General features: G+C 52.7%; 21 protein-coding genes. 6 read left to right on the forward strand and 15 right to left on the reverse strand.

All coding sequences use genetic code 11. The features are described from left to right. Window position 1: 1 nt before the first annotated feature. Window positions 2-745, reverse strand: a complete 744-nt coding sequence (locus ACOTSW_RS10435; protein ID WP_423679018.1) for a metallophosphoesterase family protein — start codon at window positions 743-745, stop codon at window positions 2-4. Window positions 746-840: 95 nt separating this feature from the next. Beyond that, entirely contained in the window at window positions 841-1,560 is a 720-nt protein-coding gene (gene queC, locus ACOTSW_RS10440) for a 7-cyano-7-deazaguanine synthase QueC (RefSeq protein WP_423679019.1), read from the reverse strand. 103 nt (window positions 1,561-1,663) lie between these two features. On the opposite strand from queC, the gene ACOTSW_RS10445 reads away from it, so the two are divergent. Beyond that, window positions 1,664-2,962, forward strand: a complete 1,299-nt coding sequence (locus ACOTSW_RS10445) for a lipopolysaccharide biosynthesis protein (protein WP_423679020.1) — start codon at window positions 1,664-1,666, stop codon at window positions 2,960-2,962. A 118-nt stretch (window positions 2,963-3,080) separates the two neighbouring features. On the opposite strand, the gene ACOTSW_RS10450 is transcribed toward ACOTSW_RS10445, so the two are convergent. Continuing rightward, window positions 3,081-3,836, reverse strand: coding sequence for a DUF3108 domain-containing protein (locus ACOTSW_RS10450; protein ID WP_423679022.1), 756 nt, complete (start codon window positions 3,834-3,836; stop codon window positions 3,081-3,083). Between the two features lies 1 nt (window position 3,837). Beyond that, on the reverse strand, window positions 3,838-5,007 hold the full coding sequence (locus tag ACOTSW_RS10455) for a DUF3108 domain-containing protein (protein ID WP_423679023.1): 1,170 nt from the start codon (window positions 5,005-5,007) through the stop codon (window positions 3,838-3,840). Window positions 5,008-5,119: 112 nt separating this feature from the next. On the opposite strand from ACOTSW_RS10455, the gene ACOTSW_RS10460 reads away from it, so the two are divergent. The 3 genes from ACOTSW_RS10460 (at window position 5,120) to ACOTSW_RS10470 (ending at window position 8,048) form a co-directional block, all read left to right on the forward strand. Next, window positions 5,120-6,391, forward strand: coding sequence for a branched-chain amino acid ABC transporter substrate-binding protein (locus ACOTSW_RS10460; RefSeq protein ID WP_423679024.1), 1,272 nt, complete (start codon window positions 5,120-5,122; stop codon window positions 6,389-6,391). A 72-nt stretch (window positions 6,392-6,463) separates the two neighbouring features. Beyond that, window positions 6,464-7,315, forward strand: a complete 852-nt coding sequence (locus tag ACOTSW_RS10465; RefSeq protein ID WP_423679026.1) for a PhaM family polyhydroxyalkanoate granule multifunctional regulatory protein — start codon at window positions 6,464-6,466, stop codon at window positions 7,313-7,315. A 43-nt stretch (window positions 7,316-7,358) separates the two neighbouring features. Beyond that, window positions 7,359-8,048: a VIT1/CCC1 transporter family protein gene (locus ACOTSW_RS10470; protein WP_423679027.1), complete on the forward strand. Its 690-nt coding sequence runs from the start codon at window positions 7,359-7,361 to the stop codon at window positions 8,046-8,048. Window positions 8,049-8,176: 128 nt separating this feature from the next. Here ACOTSW_RS10470 and ACOTSW_RS10475 read toward each other — a convergent pair whose 3' ends face one another. The 5 genes from ACOTSW_RS10475 to ACOTSW_RS10495 all read right to left on the reverse strand — a co-directional run bounded on the left by ACOTSW_RS10475 (window position 8,177) and on the right by ACOTSW_RS10495 (window position 13,432). Further along, window positions 8,177-9,070 carry a hypothetical protein gene (locus tag ACOTSW_RS10475; RefSeq protein ID WP_423679029.1) on the reverse strand — a complete coding sequence of 298 codons (894 nt, stop codon included), beginning with the start codon at window positions 9,068-9,070 and terminating at the stop codon, window positions 8,177-8,179. A gap of 171 nt (window positions 9,071-9,241) precedes the next feature. After that, entirely contained in the window at window positions 9,242-11,020 is a 1,779-nt protein-coding gene (locus ACOTSW_RS10480; protein WP_423679030.1) for a tetratricopeptide repeat protein, read from the reverse strand. A gap of 51 nt (window positions 11,021-11,071) precedes the next feature. Next, complete coding sequence (locus ACOTSW_RS10485; protein WP_423679032.1) at window positions 11,072-12,175, reverse strand: serine/threonine protein kinase; 1,104 nt, start codon at window positions 12,173-12,175, stop codon at window positions 11,072-11,074. A gap of 79 nt (window positions 12,176-12,254) precedes the next feature. Further along, entirely contained in the window at window positions 12,255-12,803 is a 549-nt protein-coding gene (locus tag ACOTSW_RS10490; protein WP_186884433.1) for an ECF-type sigma factor, read from the reverse strand. 95 nt (window positions 12,804-12,898) lie between these two features. Beyond that, complete coding sequence (locus ACOTSW_RS10495) at window positions 12,899-13,432, reverse strand: PadR family transcriptional regulator (RefSeq protein ID WP_423679034.1); 534 nt, start codon at window positions 13,430-13,432, stop codon at window positions 12,899-12,901. Window positions 13,433-13,586: 154 nt separating this feature from the next. Here ACOTSW_RS10495 and ACOTSW_RS10500 point away from each other — a divergent pair, with 154 nt between their 5' ends. Both ACOTSW_RS10500 and ACOTSW_RS10505 read left to right on the forward strand, forming a co-directional pair. Next, window positions 13,587-15,602 carry an FAD-dependent oxidoreductase gene (locus tag ACOTSW_RS10500; RefSeq protein ID WP_423679036.1) on the forward strand — a complete coding sequence of 672 codons (2,016 nt, stop codon included), beginning with the start codon at window positions 13,587-13,589 and terminating at the stop codon, window positions 15,600-15,602. A gap of 22 nt (window positions 15,603-15,624) precedes the next feature. Beyond that, entirely contained in the window at window positions 15,625-16,062 is a 438-nt protein-coding gene (locus ACOTSW_RS10505) for a nuclear transport factor 2 family protein (RefSeq protein WP_423679037.1), read from the forward strand. Window positions 16,063-16,115: 53 nt separating this feature from the next. Here ACOTSW_RS10505 and ACOTSW_RS10510 read toward each other — a convergent pair whose 3' ends face one another. The 6 genes from ACOTSW_RS10510 to ACOTSW_RS10535 are packed head-to-tail and all read right to left on the reverse strand — an operon-like array spanning window position 16,116 to window position 20,535. Continuing rightward, entirely contained in the window at window positions 16,116-16,556 is a 441-nt protein-coding gene (locus ACOTSW_RS10510) for a nuclear transport factor 2 family protein (protein WP_423679038.1), read from the reverse strand. Beyond that, a complete protein-coding gene (locus ACOTSW_RS10515; protein ID WP_423679039.1) occupies window positions 16,557-17,324 on the reverse strand; it encodes an SDR family NAD(P)-dependent oxidoreductase in 768 nt (255 codons plus the stop codon). Then, entirely contained in the window at window positions 17,321-17,878 is a 558-nt protein-coding gene (locus tag ACOTSW_RS10520) for a DUF3833 domain-containing protein (RefSeq protein ID WP_423679041.1), read from the reverse strand. Before ACOTSW_RS10520 ends, ACOTSW_RS10515 begins: the two co-directional genes overlap by 4 nt. Before the next feature lie 25 nt (window positions 17,879-17,903). After that, window positions 17,904-18,470 (reverse strand): chalcone isomerase family protein, encoded by a 567-nt coding sequence (locus tag ACOTSW_RS10525; protein ID WP_423679042.1) that lies wholly within the window; start codon window positions 18,468-18,470, stop codon window positions 17,904-17,906. After that, window positions 18,467-19,711, reverse strand: a complete 1,245-nt coding sequence (locus ACOTSW_RS10530; RefSeq protein ID WP_423679044.1) for a class I SAM-dependent methyltransferase — start codon at window positions 19,709-19,711, stop codon at window positions 18,467-18,469. The genes ACOTSW_RS10525 and ACOTSW_RS10530 overlap by 4 nt, the downstream gene beginning before the upstream one ends. Then, window positions 19,708-20,535, reverse strand: a complete 828-nt coding sequence (locus ACOTSW_RS10535) for a DUF1365 domain-containing protein (RefSeq protein ID WP_423679045.1) — start codon at window positions 20,533-20,535, stop codon at window positions 19,708-19,710. The genes ACOTSW_RS10530 and ACOTSW_RS10535 overlap by 4 nt, the downstream gene beginning before the upstream one ends. Between the last annotated feature and the right edge of the window lies 1 nt (window position 20,536).

Below are 20,536 nucleotides of genomic sequence, written 5' to 3' on the forward strand. Positions count from 1 at the left end.
CTTAATTTCCTGTCAGCAGACGGGATGCCAGCGCGGCAGGCAGACCAGCACGCAGAATTTTGGCGGCAGCAGTTTCGTGATCGTAGGGAACGCGGTAATAGGTCAGTTCCAGTGTCTCGGTATCAAAGGTCGCGTAACACGCCGCTGGGTTGCCGTCACGCGGCTGGCCGACGGAGCCGGGAATCACCAGCCAGCGCCGTTGTTTGCTGAGCGGTATGCCATTTTCCGGCGTCGGCAGAAATTCTCCGGTTTTTCCTGTCATCGTCATGTGATACAGCGTCGGTACATGCATGTGCCCGCAAAAGGTGATCGCTGCTTTGGATGCATGCATGCTGCGCATGGCTTCCATAACGCCGTCGATATATTCCCATTTTTCCGGCGCCCAGGCATTGGCATGGACTAACAACAGATCCTGTAATTCAATCCGGTAGGGCAGCTTTGCAATAAAAGCGATTTGTGCCGGATTCAGCTGTGCACGTGTCCATTCTATGGCTTCGCGAGCAGTCGGATTCATACCTTGTTTATCTCCCTGCAGTATGGCGATGTCGTGATTGCCCATCAGCACGTAAGCGCCTTTGCTCACATAGTCCATCACGGTCTGTACGACCCAGGCAGGATCGGCACCGTAACCTATCAGGTCACCCAGGAAAGCATAGCGCGTTACGTTTTGTTGTTCTGCATGTGCCAGACATGCGGCAAATGCTTCGCGGTTCGCATGCAGGTCGGTCATCAGCGCGAGCAGCATAGGTCTCTTCCATTTATATAATTAGTTTTATCTGTCTTGCGGATATCATTTTAAATTAGCTGGCTAACGGCCAGCTTACAAGCTGATTTTTAAGATTATTTTTGCAATGAGGCCTGATATTGCCGGTAGCCGCGGGCACGTAATTCACAGGCCGGGCAGGTGCCGCAACCATGGCCCCAATCGTGCAGTGCACCACGATCACCCAGATAGCAGGTATGGGTATCGGCGCGGATCAGATCAATCAGGCTTGTACCGCCGAGCTGTCCCGCAAGTTCCCAGGTTTGCGCCTTATCTATCCACATCAGCGGTGTTTCCAGTTTGAGACGGGTTGCCATGCCCAGATTCAGCGCGACCTGCAGCGCTTTCATGGTGTCGTCACGACAATCCGGGTAGCCGGAAAAATCGGTTTCGCACATGCCACCGACCAGTACATTCAGGTCGCGGCGATAGGCGAGCGTGGCCGCAACCACCATGAACATCAGATTGCGCCCCGGTACGAAGGTATTCGGCAAGCCGTTTGCCTGCATTTCTATGGCAATATTTTCCGTCATTGCCGTATGGGATAATTGCGAAATCAGTGACAGATCTATCATGTGATCTTCGCCCAGGCGCGCTTCCCATTCTGGCGAGAAACTGCGGATTTTCTCCAACAAGGTCGGACGTACCGTCAATTCGATCGCATGGCGCTGGCCATAATCGAAACCGATGGTTTCCACGTGGGCATAACGCGACAATGCCCATGCGAGACAAGTGGTAGAGTCCTGCCCTCCGCTGAACAACACCAGCGCACGGTCGTTATTACTAAATTTATTCATTTTGCAAACTAAAAAATTGGATGGATGAAGCAGGGAGAAACCCTTTGTACTTCATTCTGTCATGATGGTAAGGTTCGTGTGAGATGAATGTTATCGCAAGCCCATGAGTTTTCCTAAAAAATTTCTATCCTCCTCGTTTTTGTCCGTCATCGATCAGGGCATGCTGAGTGCCCTGAACTTCTGCATCGGTGCTTTGCTGATCCGCCTGGTTGATAAAGACGATTATGGTTTGTATGGCCAGTTATATGCGGGCGGGTTGCTGGCGGGTCTGATCGTCGATTCCTGGATAGCCGGGCCGTTGACAACGGTCGCCAGCGCGGTGCATGAAAATACCCGCAAGCTATTGTTGCGCCGTTACTGGCAGCGGCAGATATTCTGGACGGTGGCGATGGGTTTAGCCGCGTTTCTGATCGTCGAATTTGTCCCGGCTGCCACGCATCATAGTAATAAAAACTGGCTAATGGCGGCCGCGTTCGGCTTCTACGTGATCGGCAATGGCCTGCGCGAATATGGTCGCACTGTCGGCTTTATACAATCCGACATTCACAGCGTATTGCGGCAGGATCTGGTGTACGTCGCGGCGGTGTTGGCAGGGATGCTCAGTTTGTATTTATTTGAAGTGATCAATGTTGCCCATGTCTTTATCGTGCTGGCCGCATCCTCATTTCTGTGTGCGCTATTTGGTCGCCATCGCATCATGGATCGTACGGCAACGCAGGTCAGTCAGGTTGATGCGGAAGACGCTGATATTCTGCACGAGCATCAGGAAACCATACGCGGCCATGGTCGCTGGGCGGTACTGGGAGTCATCGTTGGCTGGCTGTCGAATTACAGTTACGTCTATCTTTCCGGCGCCTGGCTGGGTCTGGCTGCGATTGCCGACTTGAATGCATCGCGTTTGTTGCTGATGCCGATTCCGTTGGCGGTGGCAGCCTGGTCCAGAGTCGCACGACCGGAAGCAAGCCGTCTGATGGCTGAACATAACTGGAGCGGCTTGCGCAAGCTGACCATTGTTTCTGTCTTGGGCATCGAACTCGTTGTGTTTGCGTATGTGGGCGCGATGTTGCTGACTTTGCCGTGGCTGGAAGCGTATGTGATCGGTAGCAAATACAGTGGCCTCGGCCCTCTGATTATGCTGTGGGGTGGCTATTTCGCAATCAATTCCGTACGTACGATAGGAACGTCATGGCTGATGAGCGGCGGCGCTTTTCGTTCTATGTTCTTTCTGGGGACGGTCACTTTGCTACTGGTGGTGCTGATTACCTATCAGGCGATTCCGTATTGGGGCGCTGCCGGTGCGATCTTTGCGCTGATCGCTGTGGAGTTGTTTGAAACGGTGATGGTCTGGAAATTTATTCTGCCTGCTTTACAGAAACGCCCTCAACCGCAATCACCTGCATAAACAGTGATGTTACGACTGCTGCATCGGTGTGGACGGCATTCTGAAACATTTTTCTGACCGGCTGGAGACCCAATAAATACGCGGGGTTCCAGCGGTCACCCCGTCCATACTCATCGCCTTATTTCTTCACGCTTTCTATGATCTGATCAACATAGTCGCCATCGGCATCACTGAATTTCAGGCGTACAGGATACCAGTCCAGCGCCGGTGCGAGCCAGATATCAAGTGTCTGATCTTTAGAATCCGGTGGCGGTGCTTTACTGATATGAATAGTGGCGAATTCACCCAGCGGCGTGCTGGTTTTTTCTGTTGCCAACACTTTGAAACTCCAGGACTCGGCGTCGCGACGTCCGGCGACAAACATTTTCCATTCGCTGCCCGGTTTGAACTTATCACCAGCGGCACGCGCATACGCAATCAGTTGCCAGGTGGCGCTCGTTCTGTCCTGTTCGCCGCCCTTCAATGTGTAGGTTTCATCTGAGGCGGTAAATCGCAGGATTTTGTTATCGTGCTCGAAGCTGGTAATCGTTTCTGGCTTGCGAAAACGTTTCTCGACAAATTTTTCCGGTGCCAGACCGTAATCACTGATATGACCCTGACTGCTGGCATCGAGGATTTTACCGACCAGCATCGCGCGTGTTTCTGTCACGATGCTGTATTTTTTTTCACTGACTTCCCATTTAACAGTCGCCGCCCCACCCAAGGGAATGCCGCTTTGCTTTGCCTTGATGGTGTATGAAAGTTCTCCTGCCGGTGGCAGATTAAAGGCCATCTTATTGAAATGTTCCGTCGTACCCGCGTTTGCCAGCGTGTTGCCCAGCGCTGCACAGGTAAGTACAGCGGCGATCAGGCGAAGATAAAAAGGGTGGGCCATATCATTTTCCAGAAGTGGATTGAAGTTCGATTTTACTGACCGTCTGTGTCGTGACGGCGCCGTTCGTTTCAGTATTGCGGATTTGTATTGGGTACCACTGATACGCGGGTGCGAACCAGAGTTCCAGCGTAGAGTTATACAGTCCTGTGCGCGGCGGGCGCTTGACGTGCCAGGTCATGACTTTGCCGAGAGGCGTCTCAATTTCTTCCTGGCCGATAACGACAAAGATGAACTGGTTCGCATCGCGATCTTCGGCGACCTGCACCGAAATTTGTCTGCCCGGCTGAAACTGTTCCGGCGAGGCGATTCCTAATCCCGCCAGTTGCATGAAGATTGTCGCCCGGTCTTGCGCACCTTTGCTCAGCTCGGTGTTTTTATTCGATGACGAAAAACTGAGTTGATTGGCATCGTAATCAAAATGCGTGGCCGTTTCGCTGCGCCCGCGCCGTGTTTCGTTCATGCGCTTAGGTTGTATGCCATTGCCTGAGATACTGCCTTCGCTTTGCAGTTTGTACAAATTCAGACTGGTGAACAGCAAATCCAGCGATGCCTGCACCTGCATCTGATATTGGCCGTCCTGCGCTTGCCAGCTGATTTCACCGAGGCCATATACCGGGTTCATGTTCGGCGAAATACGTACGACTTTCATATGCATTTTGCCGGATGGCGGTGCGGTGATTTTCAGCCCGGCTAATTCGGTCACCGGATTATCCGCATTATTGGTGCTGGCTGCCGACGCTGCGGCTGTTGCTGGTACTGGTTCTGGCGCAGATATCTCTTGTGCCGGAGATGCAAGCTCCTGATTTGGCGCGGGTTCGGTGACCGCTGCTGTCGGCGGAGTTTCCGCATCGCTTGCTGCCGTGGGCGGCGTGTCGTTCAGTGTTTGATCCGACTTGACTGCTGTGGTCGCCGGTGTTGCTGTCTTTCTGCGTGCCTGTGGTTTTGGCTTTACTTTTTGGGGAGCTTGAACAGCGTGCGCGATGGTAGCCGGGGCTTCTTTTAACTGAACTTCTATGCTGGTGGTTACCGGTGTCGCCGCTGGCTTTTCGGTAACAAGGCTTCCCGACAGTAAATGCCATAAAAATAGGTGAAAAGCGATCGCCATGCCTGTAAAGATCAGGGCGCGAGAGCGGAAGCGGGCAGGTAAAGTGGAAAGGGTAATGCGATTCATGGCGACAGTGTAAACGCTTGCAGGTTTGGCTGCGATGACATTGCAGGAATTTTATACGGCGTAGAATGCAGGACTTTGCCTCAGTTTTACTTTTGATTATTTATTTCTGGTTATGACATTTTTTCTCCGCATCATAATTGCAGCATTCCTGAGCCTGCCGTTTTCCACATCCTTTGCCGTAACGTCTAAAGAACCTTTGCCACCGATACGCATTGCGATGATCGATGGGATGAGCGCAGCGTTCACGAATGCCGGCGAAGCGGTGCAGCGTAATCTGCAAATCGCGATCGACAACATCAATGCGCGCGGTGGTGTCCGCTTGCCGGATGGCCAGCATGCGCTGAGCCTGAGCGTGTTTGATAACAAGCAGGGGGTGGAAGAATCCCTGACCTTGTTACGGCAGGTGACTGATCAGAAAATTCCTTTCGTGGTGCAGGGCAACAGTTCTGCGGTTGCTGCGGCGCTGATCGATGCGATCAATAAACATAATCAGCGCATGCCTGATCACCGTGTATTGTTTCTGAATTATTCTGCCGTTGACCCCGTGTTGACGAATGAAAAGTGCAGTTTCTGGCACTTTCGTTTTGATGCGCATGCGGATATGCGTATGAACGTGCTGACCGAGGTCATTAAAGACGATAGCCGCGCTAAAAAAGTGTATCTGATCGGGCAGGATTATAGTTTTGGGCGCCAGGTTGGGAAATCGGCACGCGCGATGCTGGCGCGCAAACGGCCGGATATCAGCATCGTCGGCGAAGATCTGCATCCGATTGGTAAGGTCAAGGATTTCGCGCCGTATGCTGCAAAAATCAAAGCCAGCGGTGCGGATACCGTCATCACAGGTAACTGGGGCAATGATCTGACTTTGCTGGTGAAGGCAGTTAAAGAAGCCGGGATGAATGTCAAGTTTTACACTTTCTATGCAAACGGCCTTGGTGCGCCTGCTGCGATTGGCGATGCCGGTATCGGTCGCGTGCGTGCGGTCGCTGAATGGCATCCGAACGTCGGCGGCAAAGCGAGCGACGATTTTTATCAGGCATTCCGTAAGCGCTATCCTTTGGCAAAGGATGATTATGTCCATCTGCGTATGCAACTGATGATGGAAATGCTGGCCAGTGCGATAGAAAAGGCGAAATCTACCGAAGCGACGGCAGTAGCGCGGGCGCTGGAAAATGCGAGTTTCAGCAATGGTTTTCACCAGGCACTGATGCGTGCGGAAGATCATCAGTTATTGCAGCCTTTGTACGTATCCGTCATGCAGAAAAAAGGCGAGGCCGGAACGCGTTTTGACAATGAAGGCAGTGGTTACGGTTTTAAAACCGAGCGATTCTTTGAATCCGGATTGACTGCACTCCCCAGCTCATGCAAGATGGAGAGACGTTAGCAGAACGCTATTCAGTCTTCACATGCAGTGTCATCATGGCGTGCAGACAGCGCCTACATAAGGAGTACACCGATGAGCAATCCTTTTTCTGGTTCTGATATTCCCGGCATGAATTCTATGGGTGATCCGCTTGGGTTCATCAAAAAACTCTGGGGCAGTATGAATGTTCCGGGCATGGTCGCGCCACCGATGTCGGTCGATGAACTGGATAAAAAAATTCAGGATCTGAAAACCGTAGAATCGTGGCTGAATGTGAATATGAATATGCTGCGTGGCACGATACAGGCGCTCGAAGTCCAGCGCGCCACGATTGCGACATTGCAATCGCTGGGTGAAAATTTTGCGCAGCACATGCAGCAGGCAAGTGCACAAGCCAGCGCACAAACCAGTTCGGAACCCGCAGATATCCCGAAACCTGCATCATCGAATGCTTCTGATCATACCAGCTGGCCTATGCCACCGGCAGCAGAACCGGTGTCGCAAGCATCTCCCGAACCTGTCCCTGAGCCCGAACCTGAGAGCGTCTCGCCGCAGGTAACGGAGACCTCAGAGAAACTGGCGAGCGCCGCTTCAGATAAAGATGCCGGCACGCCGTTTGCGAACCCGGCGGCCTGGTGGAATTTACTGCAGAATCAATTCAAACAAGCGGTCAGTCAGGCAATGGAAGGGGACGGCCTGGCAAAAGAAACACTGGGCTCAGTGACGGCGACAAAGGCCAAAGTGAATGGCCGCGCTGGCAAGTCTGCGGCAGCAGCAAAACCAGCGGTGAAAGCAGGCACGGCAGCTACCGGATCAAAAAATAAGACAGGTACAGGCAGTAAAACGGCAGGCAGAGGCGTGCCAAAAACCGCTGCAAAAACCGCTGCAAAAACTGCTACGAAGCCAGCCACAGCAAGCGCTGCAAAAACGCCAGCCAAAAAATAAAGGTCCTGCAATCCGACGCGAAAATCCAACCTGAAGTGACATCATGCGACATATAGAACGACACAAAACGCACCGCATAGGCTGGCTGCGCGCCGCCGTACTCGGAGCAAATGACGGTATTGTCTCCACAGCCAGTCTGGTACTCGGTGTGGCAGCGTCCGGCGCGGGTTCCAAAGATATTCTGATTGCGGGTGTTGCTGCGCTGGTAGCAGGCGCAATGTCGATGGCAGCGGGGGAATATGTTTCAGTCAGCTCGCAATCGGATACCGAAACCGCGGATCTGGAACGTGAGCGCAAGGAACTGGCGGCCGATCCTGCGCATGAACATGAAGAATTGCGCGATATTTATATTGCGCGTGGCCTTGATCCCGAACTGGCGGCGGCGGTGGCGACACAGCTGATGGCACACGACGCACTCGGTGCGCACGGACGCGACGAGCTTGGTATTTCCGAAGCGCTGGCAGCAAAACCCGTGCAGGCCGCATTGTCATCGGCTGCCACTTTTGCTGTGGGCGCAGTGTTACCTTTGCTGGTAGTTTTTTTGTTTCCCGCTCATGGACTGATGTGGTCAGTGGCAATCAGTTCGCTGCTGTTTCTGGCTTTGCTGGGATCGGTCGCCGCTTATGCCGGTGGTGCGGCGGTGACAGTGGCCGCCGCCCGCGTAAGCTTCTGGGGAGCGCTGGCGATGGCACTGACCGCCGGTGTTGGCGCCTTGTTTGGCGTTGCTGCCTGAGACAGCCGACCAGCAGGTTTGCCTCATTACGAACTATATAACGCACACCGGCGGTTTATATCGTAACGGGTAATTCAATAAGGGGAGATGGAATTCATTTCCGTCTCCCGCTTCCTTCATGGCCGTATTCAGCTTCGTGCGCTGCGCAGAGCGCTCTGCACGTCTGTATCACTCCAGTTGACAGTGCGTGATTCACTGGTCGCACTGCAACTGATTTTTACCTGATTGTTGGCCAGCATCTGCACACCGACATTCACACAGCTGGTCGTAGTGCCACCGACGGCAACATTATAGGAGCCGCTTGCAGGACGGTTCGTCATGCCGCTGGTATCGCTGCTGAAGATCAGATTCTGTGTCGTGACCACGCGACTGGCCGCAGCATTGCTTTTGCTGTAGAAAAAGCCAGCATTGCTGTTGAGACTACTGCCATTATTAACTGCGGTACTGCCAACCGATGTCACAGCGTAGCTACTGGCCGCGCCCATGACGAATGTGGCACTGCCGTTGCCGATCTGGCTGGTATCTCCGCTTCCAGTATCGTTGTCGGTACCGTTGAAGCTGGTGTTACTCATTACATACTGCGTCACAGCAGGGTTATCGCCCGCATTGACGTTCAGGTTGCCGGCACTCTGGAAATTCAGGCTTTTCACTGAGCCAGTGAATACTGGTGTGCCACTGAAATTACCGAGATAGGCATTATCTGCTGGGAAGCGCCGCACACAGTTGCTGAGACTGGTTGTGCTGCCGTTAAAGCTGACGCTGCCGCCTTTCGGGCAGTTACCGTTGTTGCCGGCCATAATCAGCAGATCGTGCAGATTCAGCACAGCCTGCATACTGATCCAGCTTTCTGCAAAAACTTTCATTGCTTCCGTCATTCCGGATGATGTACTACCCGTCCCGCTAGTACCTCCGGTGCCACCGGTACCACTGTTATTGCCGGAATTGCTGCCGGAGCCTGAACTGCCGCCACCACATGCACTGAGTGCGCTGATCAGACTCATTACCAGAAGAGCTTTTTTCATGCCGTATCCTTATAAATGAAAAGAAAAACAGGTCGCTGCACCATCGTATTGACAGGCAGGACGACGCTTCCTTTGTATGAACGGAATTCTTTTGAAAAAAGCGCCACGCCGAGGCATTTTTTTTAGAAAGCAGAATAGAGAAGAACGACAGACGTGTTACGCTTGCCCCGCTTAATGCCTGGCTGGCGCTTGCCAGCGACAGGCGGGATATTGTCTGCAAATGGCGTCTGCGCGCTGCCGTAACTGAGCAGATTGCACGGAGTCTTCAGGCTGAATGGCGTCAGCGAGCCGCAGCATGGTCAATGCATACCAAATACCATTGCGGGTATCGTCGGCCTGTTCGCGTATGGCGAGTGCTGCTTTCATTGCTTCTTGTGCGGCTGCAGTCTGGCCTCGCGCCAGATAGACATTGCCGATAGCCTCGCGCATGCTGGCTTCAAATCCTGCCCAGTAGTCGCGCTGGCCCGGCTGCAGGAAAAATTCCAGCTCAGCCTGCATCTGGGGTAAGGGCAGCAATGCCTGGTCACTGCCGGCCAGCAGTGACAGACCAAGCCAGGCCTGAGTGCGGGCGAAATGATTTTTTTTTGCCGCACTGGTCAGCACTGCGCGGTATTCGCGGATAGCTTCGTCACGATGATGTGATGCTCTGGCAATTTCGGCATTCAGCAAATGTATGCCGCTGGCTCTGCTGGGTTGTTGCGGCCAGTGTTGTTTCCATAGCGCGAAATTGTCACGGGCAAAGCGGCGTGCGGTCTCTGTATCTCCGAAATACAGCGCAACACTACCGCAGTGGTTGAACATAATGTTGCGCAGGATGGGATAGCGAATCGGTGTTTTCCAGGGGAACTGGTCGCAAACGCTGCGCATTTCCTGCAGATTACCGCTGCGGTACAAAATTTTCAGATAGCTTGCGCTGGCATTTTCCAGATAATCCAGTTTCTGATTACGCCAGTCAGGCAGTAGCATAATTTCATAGGCCGCCCGCGCATAGGCAAGACCCTCCGGTCGGCGCAGGGCATCGACCAGCATATCGGCCAGATAAGCTTTGCTTTCCGACACAAAATAATGATTTTTGCCCCAGATATCTTCCATGCTTTGTAATGCCTGCAGGCGCGCTGCGGCAGATTCTCCGGTCCTGCCGAGAGTATCCAGCGTGATGGCAACACTTTGCAGCGATTCTGCGGTTTGCCAGGCATGTGCACCATACAGTTGTTGCCGCAGTTGCAGGGATTCGTTAAAGGCCGTTAACGCGTTCTCAGGGCGGTCAGAATTCAGATAAGCGAGCCCCAGATTTTCCAGCGCAGACGAGAGTTCTGCGCGGTCTTTTGCGGTCCTGGATAAACGTACTGCCGTTTCCAGATACTGAATATCTCTCGGAAATCCGGCGGGGTGCAGGTTGACACCGCAATGTCCGGCCTTGCGGTAAGCGACCGCCAGTTTTTCGTCGGGGGCATGGTGACGCCGGTAAATTTCCAGCGCCCGGTCTGCATACTGGCAGGCTTCCTGACTACGGTTATTTCCGCTCAGCCATTCGACCGCATCGAGTAAGACGCCCGCGTATTCATTGCTGTCCTGACCGTATCTCTGCCTTGCCTGTTCCAGACTGACTTGATAAATACGGGCGGCTTCATCCTGCAGTCCCAGTTGTATCGTCAGCTGCCCCAGGTCGTGTAACAGTTTTGCCCGCTCCTCCGGGTGTGCCTGCAATTCGTTAATGAGCCGGTCAGTACCTAGGCGGACTAGATCTTTCAGTGTCATCTGGCGTCTTGCCAGATCCAGATCCGGCTTCTGATCTGGATTGAACAGACTGACGACGAACTGATACATTGCTTTCGCTTTGATTGCTTCGGTCTTGGCAATACGCGCCTGATGCAGGGAAACTGCGGTTGCTGCAAACAGAAAGCAAATCAAAAACAGGCCGCTGGCAGCAATCCAGCGGTGTTTGAGCAAAACGCGGCTGCCGCGGTACCACAGGCTATCTGGCCTGGCACTAACAGTGTCTCACCGCAGATAGCGCTTCAGATCGGCCGATAATGCATCGACCGTGGTGTAGCGCTCCAGCGGTGATTTTCGTAGTGCTTTGAGGATGATCGCATCCAGATCACCGCGCAGCAGACGGCGCTGTTTGTTTTCCTGCAATCGCTCTGAAGGCGGTGCCACCGGATCATGCAGAATTGCCTGCTCCAGCGCGGCGCGTGAACGGTTTGCCAGTTGATATGGTGAGACGAATGTGAGTAACTCATAGAAAACGATACCGAGCGAATAAACGTCACTGGCAATGCCCGGTGCTTCACCGCGTATCTGTTCCGGTGAAGCGTAGCGCCAGGTGACCGGGCCTGTACTTTCTCCGGTCGGTGCCGGCTGAATCTTACCGGCATTGTTACCACCTTGCAGAATTTGTGCGATACCAAAGTCGAGCAGGCGCACATAACCCTCTTCGGTGACCAGAATATTGCTGGGCTTCAGATCGCGGTGTACTACCAGATGCGAGTGGGCATATTGCACCGCTGAACACACCTGCACCATCAGTTGGATACGTGCGTGCAAATCCAGCTTTTGTTCGCGGCACCAGTCAACGATGTGTCTGCCCCTGACGTATTCGAGCGCCAGCCATGCCTGTTGTTCGCTGCTGATCCCGGCATCATATAAGCGGGCAATATAGGGATGTGTCAGTTGCGAGAGGATGTCGCGTTCACGGATAAAGCGCGAGACTATCGTTCCGTTCAGCGTATCCGGATAGGGCAGTTTTAAGGTAATTTCACGTTTAAATTCGCTGTTTTTCTGAACCGCGAGCCAGACGCTGGCCATACCGCCCTGGCCGATTTTCTTGCGCAGTTCCCACGGGCCTATCGTCATTCCTTCTTCATATATCACTGGCAAAGGATTGCGTGTACCCTCATCCAGCGTGATTTTCGGCGTGGTCAGCAGAAAAGCATGTTCTTCCGCTTTGTCATGTGCTGCGAGTAGCTGACAAAGACGACGATGGTGCTGCGGATTCTCAGTCTCCAGCCTTGCCAGTCGTTGTTGTCTTTGCGCCGGGTTCAGATCTATGACTTCATCAAACAGCACCGATATCAGATGCCAGTCTTCACCGGGAAGTACCACCGAATGTCTCCAGAAAAAAAGGGATGCTGATCAGAACGATGAAATCATAGGAAAAGCGTCATCGGATTGGTCAAACGCTTCAGCACAGGGCTTCAAACAGTAAGGCTCTTGCCTTCAGCCAGTCTCGTTGTACTGTGCGTCTGGCAATGCCGAGAAAGTCGGCGGTTTGTTCTTCACTGAGTCCGGCGAAGTAACGCAGTTCCACGACTTGTGCCAGACGCGGGTCGATCTGCTCCAGTTCATTCAGCGCATCATGTACACGTAAAAGCTCAGATTCATCGGGGGCACTGAGATCGGGCTGGGAACTGAGTTCGACATGTTCTGCACTGCCGCCATGGCGTTCCGCCTGACGGCGGCGCGCATAATCAATCACGATAGAACGCATCGCACGTGAGGCATAACCGAGAAAATAATGTTTTTCTGCGAGCTGAAGCTGGGTGTTGGCATTCAGGCGCAGCCACATTTCATTAATCAGGGCGGTGGTATCAAGCAAAGTCAGATGACCGCTCTGGCGCAGACGCGCACGCGCCATGATGTGTAATTCAGGATAGATTTTCTGCATGAGTTGTTCTGCTGCAAGCGGGTCTCCTGCCCGTGCGCGCGTACACAAAGAAGCAAAATCATCCATAAGCGAGTCATTTATCCGGTTCGGGAAAACGGCTATTTTAAAGGACGCTGTCTCTTTGTCAGAGGAAAAAGTATCCAGGATGTCAGGCACTTAGCTTACTGTTGTTGTCGCAATGTGGTCAGTGCCTGTTTTGTCCATGCGACCCGGCTTTCTTCAAAATTGATACCAGCCTGCAAAATCAGATAATGAATTTGTGCTTCACGCGACAAAGGCCTGTGACTGAAATCGCGTTGTTCTATTGCCTTGTAATTTTCTAATTCCTGTTCATGCAGTTTCAGACGACGCTCCATTTCTTCTATCAGGCCGGGCGCACCGACGGCAGCGTCGGCCCTCAGTCGCACCAGCATATCGTCACGCAGGCGCATAGGCGCTGTGCTTTCTGCTGCCCAGCGCTGCAATTCAGTGCGTCCTGCTGGCAATACCTCGAATCGCTTTTTACCCGCGCGGCCACCTTCGACCTCAATCGAGCTGACCCAGCCGTGTTCCTCCATACGTGCGAGTTCGCGATAAATCTGCTGATGCGTCGCATGCCAGAAATAGCCGATGGATTTATCAAAGCGGCGCGCCAGTTCATAACCGGAACAGGGCTTTTCTATCAGCGAGGTTAATAAGGCGTGGGGCAGGGACATAGCAGCACTAGAGTCATTATTCGAGCTTGGTTAGCGACATTTTATATGCAACCAGTTGCATATATAAAGTTGTTTCGTTATTCTCTCGCTATCCCTTGCATCGTCAATTTAACTGACTGCTACTGTTTTTCTCCTTCTTCTATAAGGAAACGCCATGTCTTTCTATCCTCACCTGAGCAAACCGCTTGATCTGGGTTTTACCACTTTGCCGAATCGCCTGTTAATGGGTTCCATGCACGTTGGCCTGGAAGAAGTCGACAATGGTTTTGAACGCATGGCAGCCTTTTATGCTGAACGTGCACGCGGCGGCGTTGCCCTGATCGTGACAGGTGGTATTGCGCCGAATGAGCGTGCGCGTCCTATGCATGGCGGTGCGATGCTGACCACCGAAGCAGAAGCGGCGCATCACCGTATCGTGACTGATGCCGTGCATCGTGAAGGCGGTAAGATCGCGATGCAGATTCTGCATTTTGGTCGCTATTCCTATCAGCCGACGCTGGTTGCACCCAGCGCGATCAAGGCTCCGATCAATCCGTTCAAACCACACGCACTGACGACAGAGGAAGTTGCGCAGACGATCGATGACTTCGTTCGCTGTGCCGGTCTGGCGCAGTCTGCAGGCTATGACGGCGTGGAAGTCATGGGCTCGGAAGGTTATCTGATCAATGAGTTCATCGCTGCGCGTACCAATCAGCGTGACGATGAATGGGGGGGCGCGTATGAAAACCGCATCCGCTTTCCGGTCGAGATCGTACGTCGTATCCGCGAAAAAGTCGGCACCAATTTCATCATCATCTATCGCCTGTCTATGCTCGATCTGGTCGAAGGCGGCTCGACGCTGGAAGAGGTAATACAGCTTGCCAAGGCAATTGAGGCTGCTGGCGCGACGATTATCAATACTGGCATAGGCTGGCATGAAGCGCGTATTCCGACGATTGCCACCAAGGTGCCGCGTGCGGCCTATGCCTGGGTGACCCAGAAACTGAAAGGTCATGTGAACATCCCGCTCGTGGCGACCAATCGTATCAATACCCCGGAAGTGGCAGAACAACTGCTGGCCGATAATTTCTGCGATATGGTCTCGATGGCGCGTCCTTTATTGGCCGACCCGTTGTTCATGCGCAAGGCAGAACAAGGTAAGGCAGATGAGATTAACACCTGCATCGGTTGTAATCAGGCGTGTCTGGATCATACTTTCGGCGGCAAGATCACATCCTGTCTGGTGAATCCGCGTGCGTGCCATGAAACCGAGCTGGTGAATGCAAAGCTGGATAAGGCCAAGCGTATCGCTGTCGTTGGTGCCGGACCTGCTGGTCTGAGTTTCGCAACGACTGCCGCCAGCCGCGGGCACGACGTCACCCTGTTCGACGCTGCTGCCGAAATCGGCGGGCAATTCAATATTGCGAAACAAGTACCTGGTAAAGAAGAGTTTTATGAAACCCTGCGCTATTTTGCAAAACAGATCACGCTGACCGGCGTCAAACTTCGATTGAATACGCCAGTGAAGGCTGATGAATTAAGCGCATTTGACGAAGTCGTGCTGGCAACCGGCATTACACCGAGAGTACCTGAAATTGAGGGCGTGACGCATCCGAAAGTGTTGAGTTACCTTGACGTGCTGCGTGATAAGAAAGTCGTTGGTAAGAGTGTGGCAATTATCGGCGCCGGTGGTATTGGCTTTGATGTGGCGGAATACCTGAGCCATAGCGGTACCAGTCCTAGTCTGGATCCGAAAAAATTCTTCGCTGAATGGGGTGTCGATACGACCTATCAGACGGTCGGCGGCCTGACAGATGCTCACATCGAGACACCTGAACGGGAGATTTTCCTGTTACAACGCAAAACATCGAAAGTGGGTGACGGACTCGGGAAAACCACAGGCTGGATACATCGTACCGGATTGAAAAACCGTGGAGTCCATATGTTTGCCGGTGTCACATACAACAAGATTGACGACGCCGGCTTGCATGTGACGATTGATGGTCAGCAAAAGACACTGCCAGTTGATAACGTCATTCTGTGTGCAGGTCAGGAACCGCGCCGTGATTTGCAGGCGGCTTTGGAAGCAGCAGGAAAAACCGTGCATCTGATCGGCGGCGCTGATGTGGCTGCCGAGCTGGATGCAAAACGGGCGATTAATCAGGGCACACGTCTGGCAGCAACGATCTGATAAAAAAAGGGAGGAGACACTGATGAATCAACTGCACCCACTAGCAGCGGCATCTTTACAGCGCTGGCATCAGATGATTGCTGAGCGTGATCTCAACGGACTGGCGGAGATCGTTCACCCTGAAGCGGTATTCCGTTCCCCGATGGCGCACCAGCCGTATGCCAGTGCGCAGGCGGTCGTGTTGATTCTGGGTACGGTAATCCAGGTATTTCAGGACTTTACTTATCATCGTGAATTCGTGTCTGACGATGGGCTCAATGTGGTGCTTGAATTCAGTGCCAGGGTTGGCGACAAGCAGCTCAAGGGGATTGATATGATTGCTTTCGACGATGCCGGCAAGATACGCGATTTTGAAGTGATGGTCAGACCTATGAGTGGCTTACAGGCGCTGGGACAGGAAATGGGAGCCAGACTGGCGCAGTATTTACCTGCCTATAAAACTGCAAAAGCGGCAGAGTGATACAGGCAAAAACCGGATACTGCAGCAGATGTTACAGCATGTCCGGTATTTGCTTACTTGTTTGCTGCCCGCTTTAAAAAACGCATCAGACCGCCGAGTAACGGGAGTTTTTCGTACAGATCTTCGGCGGCATCCCAGTAATCCCTGTGCATGGTGACGCGGCCATCTGTCGCAAAGCAGATGTGGGTGGCACCGCGTATGCATTGTTCTTCAGTGCTGAAACGCTTCATCGTGAACAGGAAATCCCAGCATAAAAATGCATTGTCGCCTTGCAGTACGGTAGAAGTCACCAGAAAGCGCGGCTGATTTACCTGCTCAAACATATGCAGAAAAATCCGTTTTATATTATTTGAGCCGCGCACTTCATTAAACGGGTCTTTGAAATACGCATCTTCGATATAAATCCGGTCAATATGATCGACTCCGTTGAGGCTGATCGTTTCAAAAAAAGTGACCAGTCGGTCCAGGCTGGCCTGATGTTGCTGAGGGCTCATTTATAGTCCTGTCACTTTGTGTACTAGATAAAAATAACCGCGGTACGGCAACAGACGTGCCAGCCGCAGCCAGTTCGTAAAGCGTTTCGGGAAATGGATATGAAATTCACCTCGCTCCAGACCCCGCACCAGTGCTTGTGCTGCAGCTGGCGCTGTCATTAAGGCCGGCATCTCGAAATCATTCTTTGCCGTCATCGGTGTGGCGACAAAGCCGGGATTAATCATATAGACCGCAATGTTCTTCGGATGCAGATCCACATACAGTGATTCGCACAGATTGATGATGGCTGCCTTGCTCGGTCCGTATGCCAGCGCTTTTGGCAAACCGGAATATCCGGCAACTGAACCGACGATGCCGATACCGCCGGCTCCCTGTTTTAGCAAGCTAGGCAGTACAACCTCCAGACACTGATAGACCCCACGTACATTGATGTCGAGAACATGGTTGGCGTCGGCGAGATTAAAACTGTCTGCCCGCATTTCATTATAGGCACCAGCCACGATCAGAACCAGATCAATTTGTTGCCATTCTGCGATTAACTGCGCATGTGCTGTTTGCAGACTGACGATATCGGTTACATCGAGTGGCAATGCCCGTGCGGCCGGATAGGCTTGCGCAATTTGCAGCAGTTGCTCACGGTTACGTGCTGACAGCGCCACTGTCGCGCCTTTGGTGAGCAGCAGCCGGGCTACTTCGGCGCCGATTCCGGTTGATGCGCCGATGATCCAGACACGCTTTCCTTGCCAGTCACGTATGCGTGGATTCATTTTGTCTGTCCATCGCGTTTTGTGAACGACAAGGTAACACTGCCGAGATCAACGCCGAATTTGCGCATGATCGCCCGGTTCAGCATGACTTTGTCATTCATCAGCACCATCACATCGTCAAAATCAACGTGATACACGGTGCCGTCAACCGGGAGCGCCAGCACGTAATTCCAGTGCAGTGTGTTACCGGAAACGACGCCCTGTGCTTCGCCTATCACATCCGGTGCCGTCCCTGTAAAGCGGTCCGGAGCGGTCTGTTTCAAGGTCCAGATACGCTTTTGTTTTGTGCCATCAGAGTAGGTAAAGTCTTCGTCGAGCGTGCCGGTATCGCCATTCCATTGACAGCGCATGACGACCGTGAAGCGTTTAACTATTTTGCCGGAGCGATCCTGAAACATGCCCCAGGCGTCAAGCGTGCCATTAAAATAGTACTGCAAAGAAAGCTGCGGCTGCTCTTTCGCGTACAGCGCCGGATCGTATTTGCTGGCACAGGATGCCAGCAGCAGACAGGCAGCCAGCACGACAATATTTTTAAATACGTGATGGAGTTTCATAGTGTCTTTCTGAAGAGACTGTCAGTCATTGATAGGTTTTTTCCAGATTCCCCAGCAGCTTGCTGCGCAAATCCGGGGCGGAGGTTTTTTTGTCCAGCCAGATTGCAAAAAAAGAACGCGCAAATTCCGGGTCGCGAATTTCTCCAAGGAATTTCCCATTCAGATAAAAACGCGCCGCCTCATTCGGAATGTGTATGCCGGTAATCCGGCTGCCTTCTCTGACGTCCGGAAATATTCCTTTCATCTGCAGTAACCATCGCTGCCTTTGTTCAGGCGTGCCGAGCTTCAGTTTGTCGATTTCATCGATGCTGGCTTCCGCGATTTTGTTGCCGTATAAATTTCTGGCGTAGGTCAGGTCGAGCGCAAAGCGCTGCCGCGTGTCAGGATTGCTTCCGGCTGGCAGCCACAGGGCAGCATCGTAAATTGTCAGACCAAACCAGCGGTAAGTTCCGGTTCCCTGTAATACAGCCTGCGGAATTTCATCGCGTATTGGCGGCGGTGCCTCATTTGCTGCACCCCGTACGCTACTTGTCAGGCAGCAGGCGCTGAGCAAGAAGGCCGACAGAAAGCAGCGAGCAGGAAAGGTGATCATTTTCTGACCAGAGTGAATTGCGCCACATCGATATTTCCGGCGCGGAATCCGGCTTCGCAATAGGCAAGATAAAATTCCCAGGTGCGCAAAAACTCTTCATCAAATCCCTGCGCTCTGACTTCCGCCAGTTTTTCCATGAATGCTTTACGCCACTCCAGTAAAGTGCGCGCGTAATCAAGACCGAAAGTAAATGTATCTATCACCTGCAAGCCGTGTTGTTCCGCTAGCTGATGAAATTTGCCTATCGATGGCAACATGCCGCCCGGGAAAATATATTGCTGAATGAAATCGGTGCCTTTGCGATAGCGCTCAAATAATTCATCGGCAATCGTGATACTTTGTATGCAGGCTCGTCCACCCGGTTTCAGATTGCGTTGCAGACAGTCGAAATAGCCTGGCCAGTATTCTTCACCGACTGCTTCAAACATTTCTATCGACGCGATGGCGTCGTAGTCACCATGGGCATCGCGGTAATCCTGTATCTGCAGATCGCTGCGCGCATGCAGGCCTGCCCGCTGCAGACGTTCGCGGGCGAAATGCAATTGTTCGGTTGAGAGCGTCAATCCTGTCACGTGGGCTTGTGCATCGCGTGTTGCCATCTCGGCGAATCCCCCCCAGCCACAGCCGATTTCCAGTACACTGGCTTGTGGCGGCAACTGCAATTGTTGCAGGATGCGGCGGTATTTCATCTGTTGTGCATCGTGCAGACTTTCCACCTGATCCGAAGAAAAGATGGCGCTGGAATAGGTCATGGAAGGATCCAGCCACAGACGATAAAAATCATTGCCGATATCGTAGTGTGCATGGATATTTTTTTTGCTGCCTGCTTTTGAATTTCGGTTCAGCAAATGTTTAATGCGGTATAAAAGATTGCCCCACCATGTGCCGTAGATGACCGATTCCAGTTGAGCGCGGTTACGTGTGATCAGCTCGATTAATCCGGCCAGATGTGAGCTGGTCCAGTGGCCGGCAATATAGCTCTCAGCAAATCCGATGTCGCCTGATTTCAGTACTGCCCGATAAAGTTGCCAGTTCTTCAGTTCCAGCGTGACATGCCGGTTACCGTCATCTGCCCGGCCAAAACAGGCTGTTTGTCCATCAGGGAATTGTATGCTCAGACTGCCGTGCTCAAGCTTGTTGAGTAAGCTGATAACAAAACGTGCTTCTGCCGGAAAATGCGTGGTATTCAGTTGTGTCGCCTGACTGTTGACAGGTAAGAGTGTGGGATGCGTTGTGCTCATCGGCTGACCTCTTGCGATGGTGGAACAGGTTTGGAAAAAAAAGGAACGCGTTTTAGCCACAGACGTAATGCCTGCAGATGAATACGGACAACGACGCCGGCGGTCATCAGCGGATAGCGCAGCATAACTTTCAGAATCTGCTGATCTGTCATGGTTTGTTCTTCACCGGAGATACTGGTGAGCAGCACAGGTCCTTGCTGATCATCGTAATCAATTCGGGCGACGTGGCGGATGCTGTGTTCTGCATTCCGTGGCTGCGTCTGCAGAAAACGGAAACGGTATTTGCCTTTGACTTCGCAAAAAGGCGAGACATGGAAGATTTTTTGTGCCTGCATTTCTTCGCCATTGCGCAGTGCGTCGCCGTGCTCAAGTAAATACAGATGCTTCTCGCCGAAGGTATTGCTGACTTCGCAAACTATCGCTCTCAGAGTGCCGTCGCGGCGATGGCAAAACCAGAATGACACCGGGTTAAATACATAGCCCAGGACACGCGGAAAACATTGCAGCCAGATTTCACCGTCAGCGTCATGGATACCCTCGGCATGCAGTAAATCATCGATCCATTTGGACAACGATTGCCGACCATCCCCGTGATCTTTGTCGAAGAAAGAAAGCAGGTTGAAACGATTATGCGAAAAAAAACGGTACGGCAATGACACGGCCTGTGCCGTCAGGGCGCGTACTGGGACGCGGATAAAAAATACGCCATAGCGGAACGCATTTTTGGCCGGACGCAATCGTTTATGCAAGACTTCCCCTGTGCATAAACGGATGCGCAGCGCTGCGGCCTGTGGTTGTAGAGGGGCGGTGTTTGGCTGCGTCATT

This window comes from Undibacterium sp. WLHG33 (genome assembly GCF_049544815.1).
Classification (GTDB): Bacteria; Pseudomonadota; Gammaproteobacteria; order Burkholderiales; family Burkholderiaceae_D; genus Undibacterium.

Excerpts from the sequence above, each read along its gene's own strand:
- ACOTSW_RS10435 (WP_423679018.1), bottom strand. The coding sequence starts at position 745 with ATGCTGCTCGCGCTGATGACCGACCTGCATGCGAACCGCGAAGCATTT.
- queC (WP_423679019.1), bottom strand. The coding sequence starts at position 1,560 with ATGAATAAATTTAGTAATAACGACCGTGCGCTGGTGTTGTTCAGCGGA.
- ACOTSW_RS10445 (WP_423679020.1), top strand. The coding sequence starts at position 1,664 with ATGAGTTTTCCTAAAAAATTTCTATCCTCCTCGTTTTTGTCCGTCATC.
- ACOTSW_RS10450 (WP_423679022.1), bottom strand. The coding sequence starts at position 3,836 with ATGGCCCACCCTTTTTATCTTCGCCTGATCGCCGCTGTACTTACCTGT.
- ACOTSW_RS10455 (WP_423679023.1), bottom strand. The coding sequence starts at position 5,007 with ATGAATCGCATTACCCTTTCCACTTTACCTGCCCGCTTCCGCTCTCGC.
- ACOTSW_RS10460 (WP_423679024.1), top strand. The coding sequence starts at position 5,120 with ATGACATTTTTTCTCCGCATCATAATTGCAGCATTCCTGAGCCTGCCG.
- ACOTSW_RS10465 (WP_423679026.1), top strand. The coding sequence starts at position 6,464 with ATGAGCAATCCTTTTTCTGGTTCTGATATTCCCGGCATGAATTCTATG.
- ACOTSW_RS10470 (WP_423679027.1), top strand. The coding sequence starts at position 7,359 with ATGCGACATATAGAACGACACAAAACGCACCGCATAGGCTGGCTGCGC.
- ACOTSW_RS10475 (WP_423679029.1), bottom strand. The coding sequence starts at position 9,070 with ATGAAAAAAGCTCTTCTGGTAATGAGTCTGATCAGCGCACTCAGTGCA.
- ACOTSW_RS10490 (WP_186884433.1), bottom strand. The coding sequence starts at position 12,803 with ATGGATGATTTTGCTTCTTTGTGTACGCGCGCACGGGCAGGAGACCCG.
- ACOTSW_RS10495 (WP_423679034.1), bottom strand. The coding sequence starts at position 13,432 with ATGTCCCTGCCCCACGCCTTATTAACCTCGCTGATAGAAAAGCCCTGT.
- ACOTSW_RS10500 (WP_423679036.1), top strand. The coding sequence starts at position 13,587 with ATGTCTTTCTATCCTCACCTGAGCAAACCGCTTGATCTGGGTTTTACC.
- ACOTSW_RS10505 (WP_423679037.1), top strand. The coding sequence starts at position 15,625 with ATGAATCAACTGCACCCACTAGCAGCGGCATCTTTACAGCGCTGGCAT.
- ACOTSW_RS10510 (WP_423679038.1), bottom strand. The coding sequence starts at position 16,556 with ATGAGCCCTCAGCAACATCAGGCCAGCCTGGACCGACTGGTCACTTTT.
- ACOTSW_RS10515 (WP_423679039.1), bottom strand. The coding sequence starts at position 17,324 with ATGAATCCACGCATACGTGACTGGCAAGGAAAGCGTGTCTGGATCATC.
- ACOTSW_RS10520 (WP_423679041.1), bottom strand. The coding sequence starts at position 17,878 with ATGAAACTCCATCACGTATTTAAAAATATTGTCGTGCTGGCTGCCTGT.
- ACOTSW_RS10525 (WP_423679042.1), bottom strand. The coding sequence starts at position 18,470 with ATGATCACCTTTCCTGCTCGCTGCTTTCTGTCGGCCTTCTTGCTCAGC.
- ACOTSW_RS10530 (WP_423679044.1), bottom strand. The coding sequence starts at position 19,711 with ATGAGCACAACGCATCCCACACTCTTACCTGTCAACAGTCAGGCGACA.
- ACOTSW_RS10535 (WP_423679045.1), bottom strand. The coding sequence starts at position 20,535 with ATGACGCAGCCAAACACCGCCCCTCTACAACCACAGGCCGCAGCGCTG.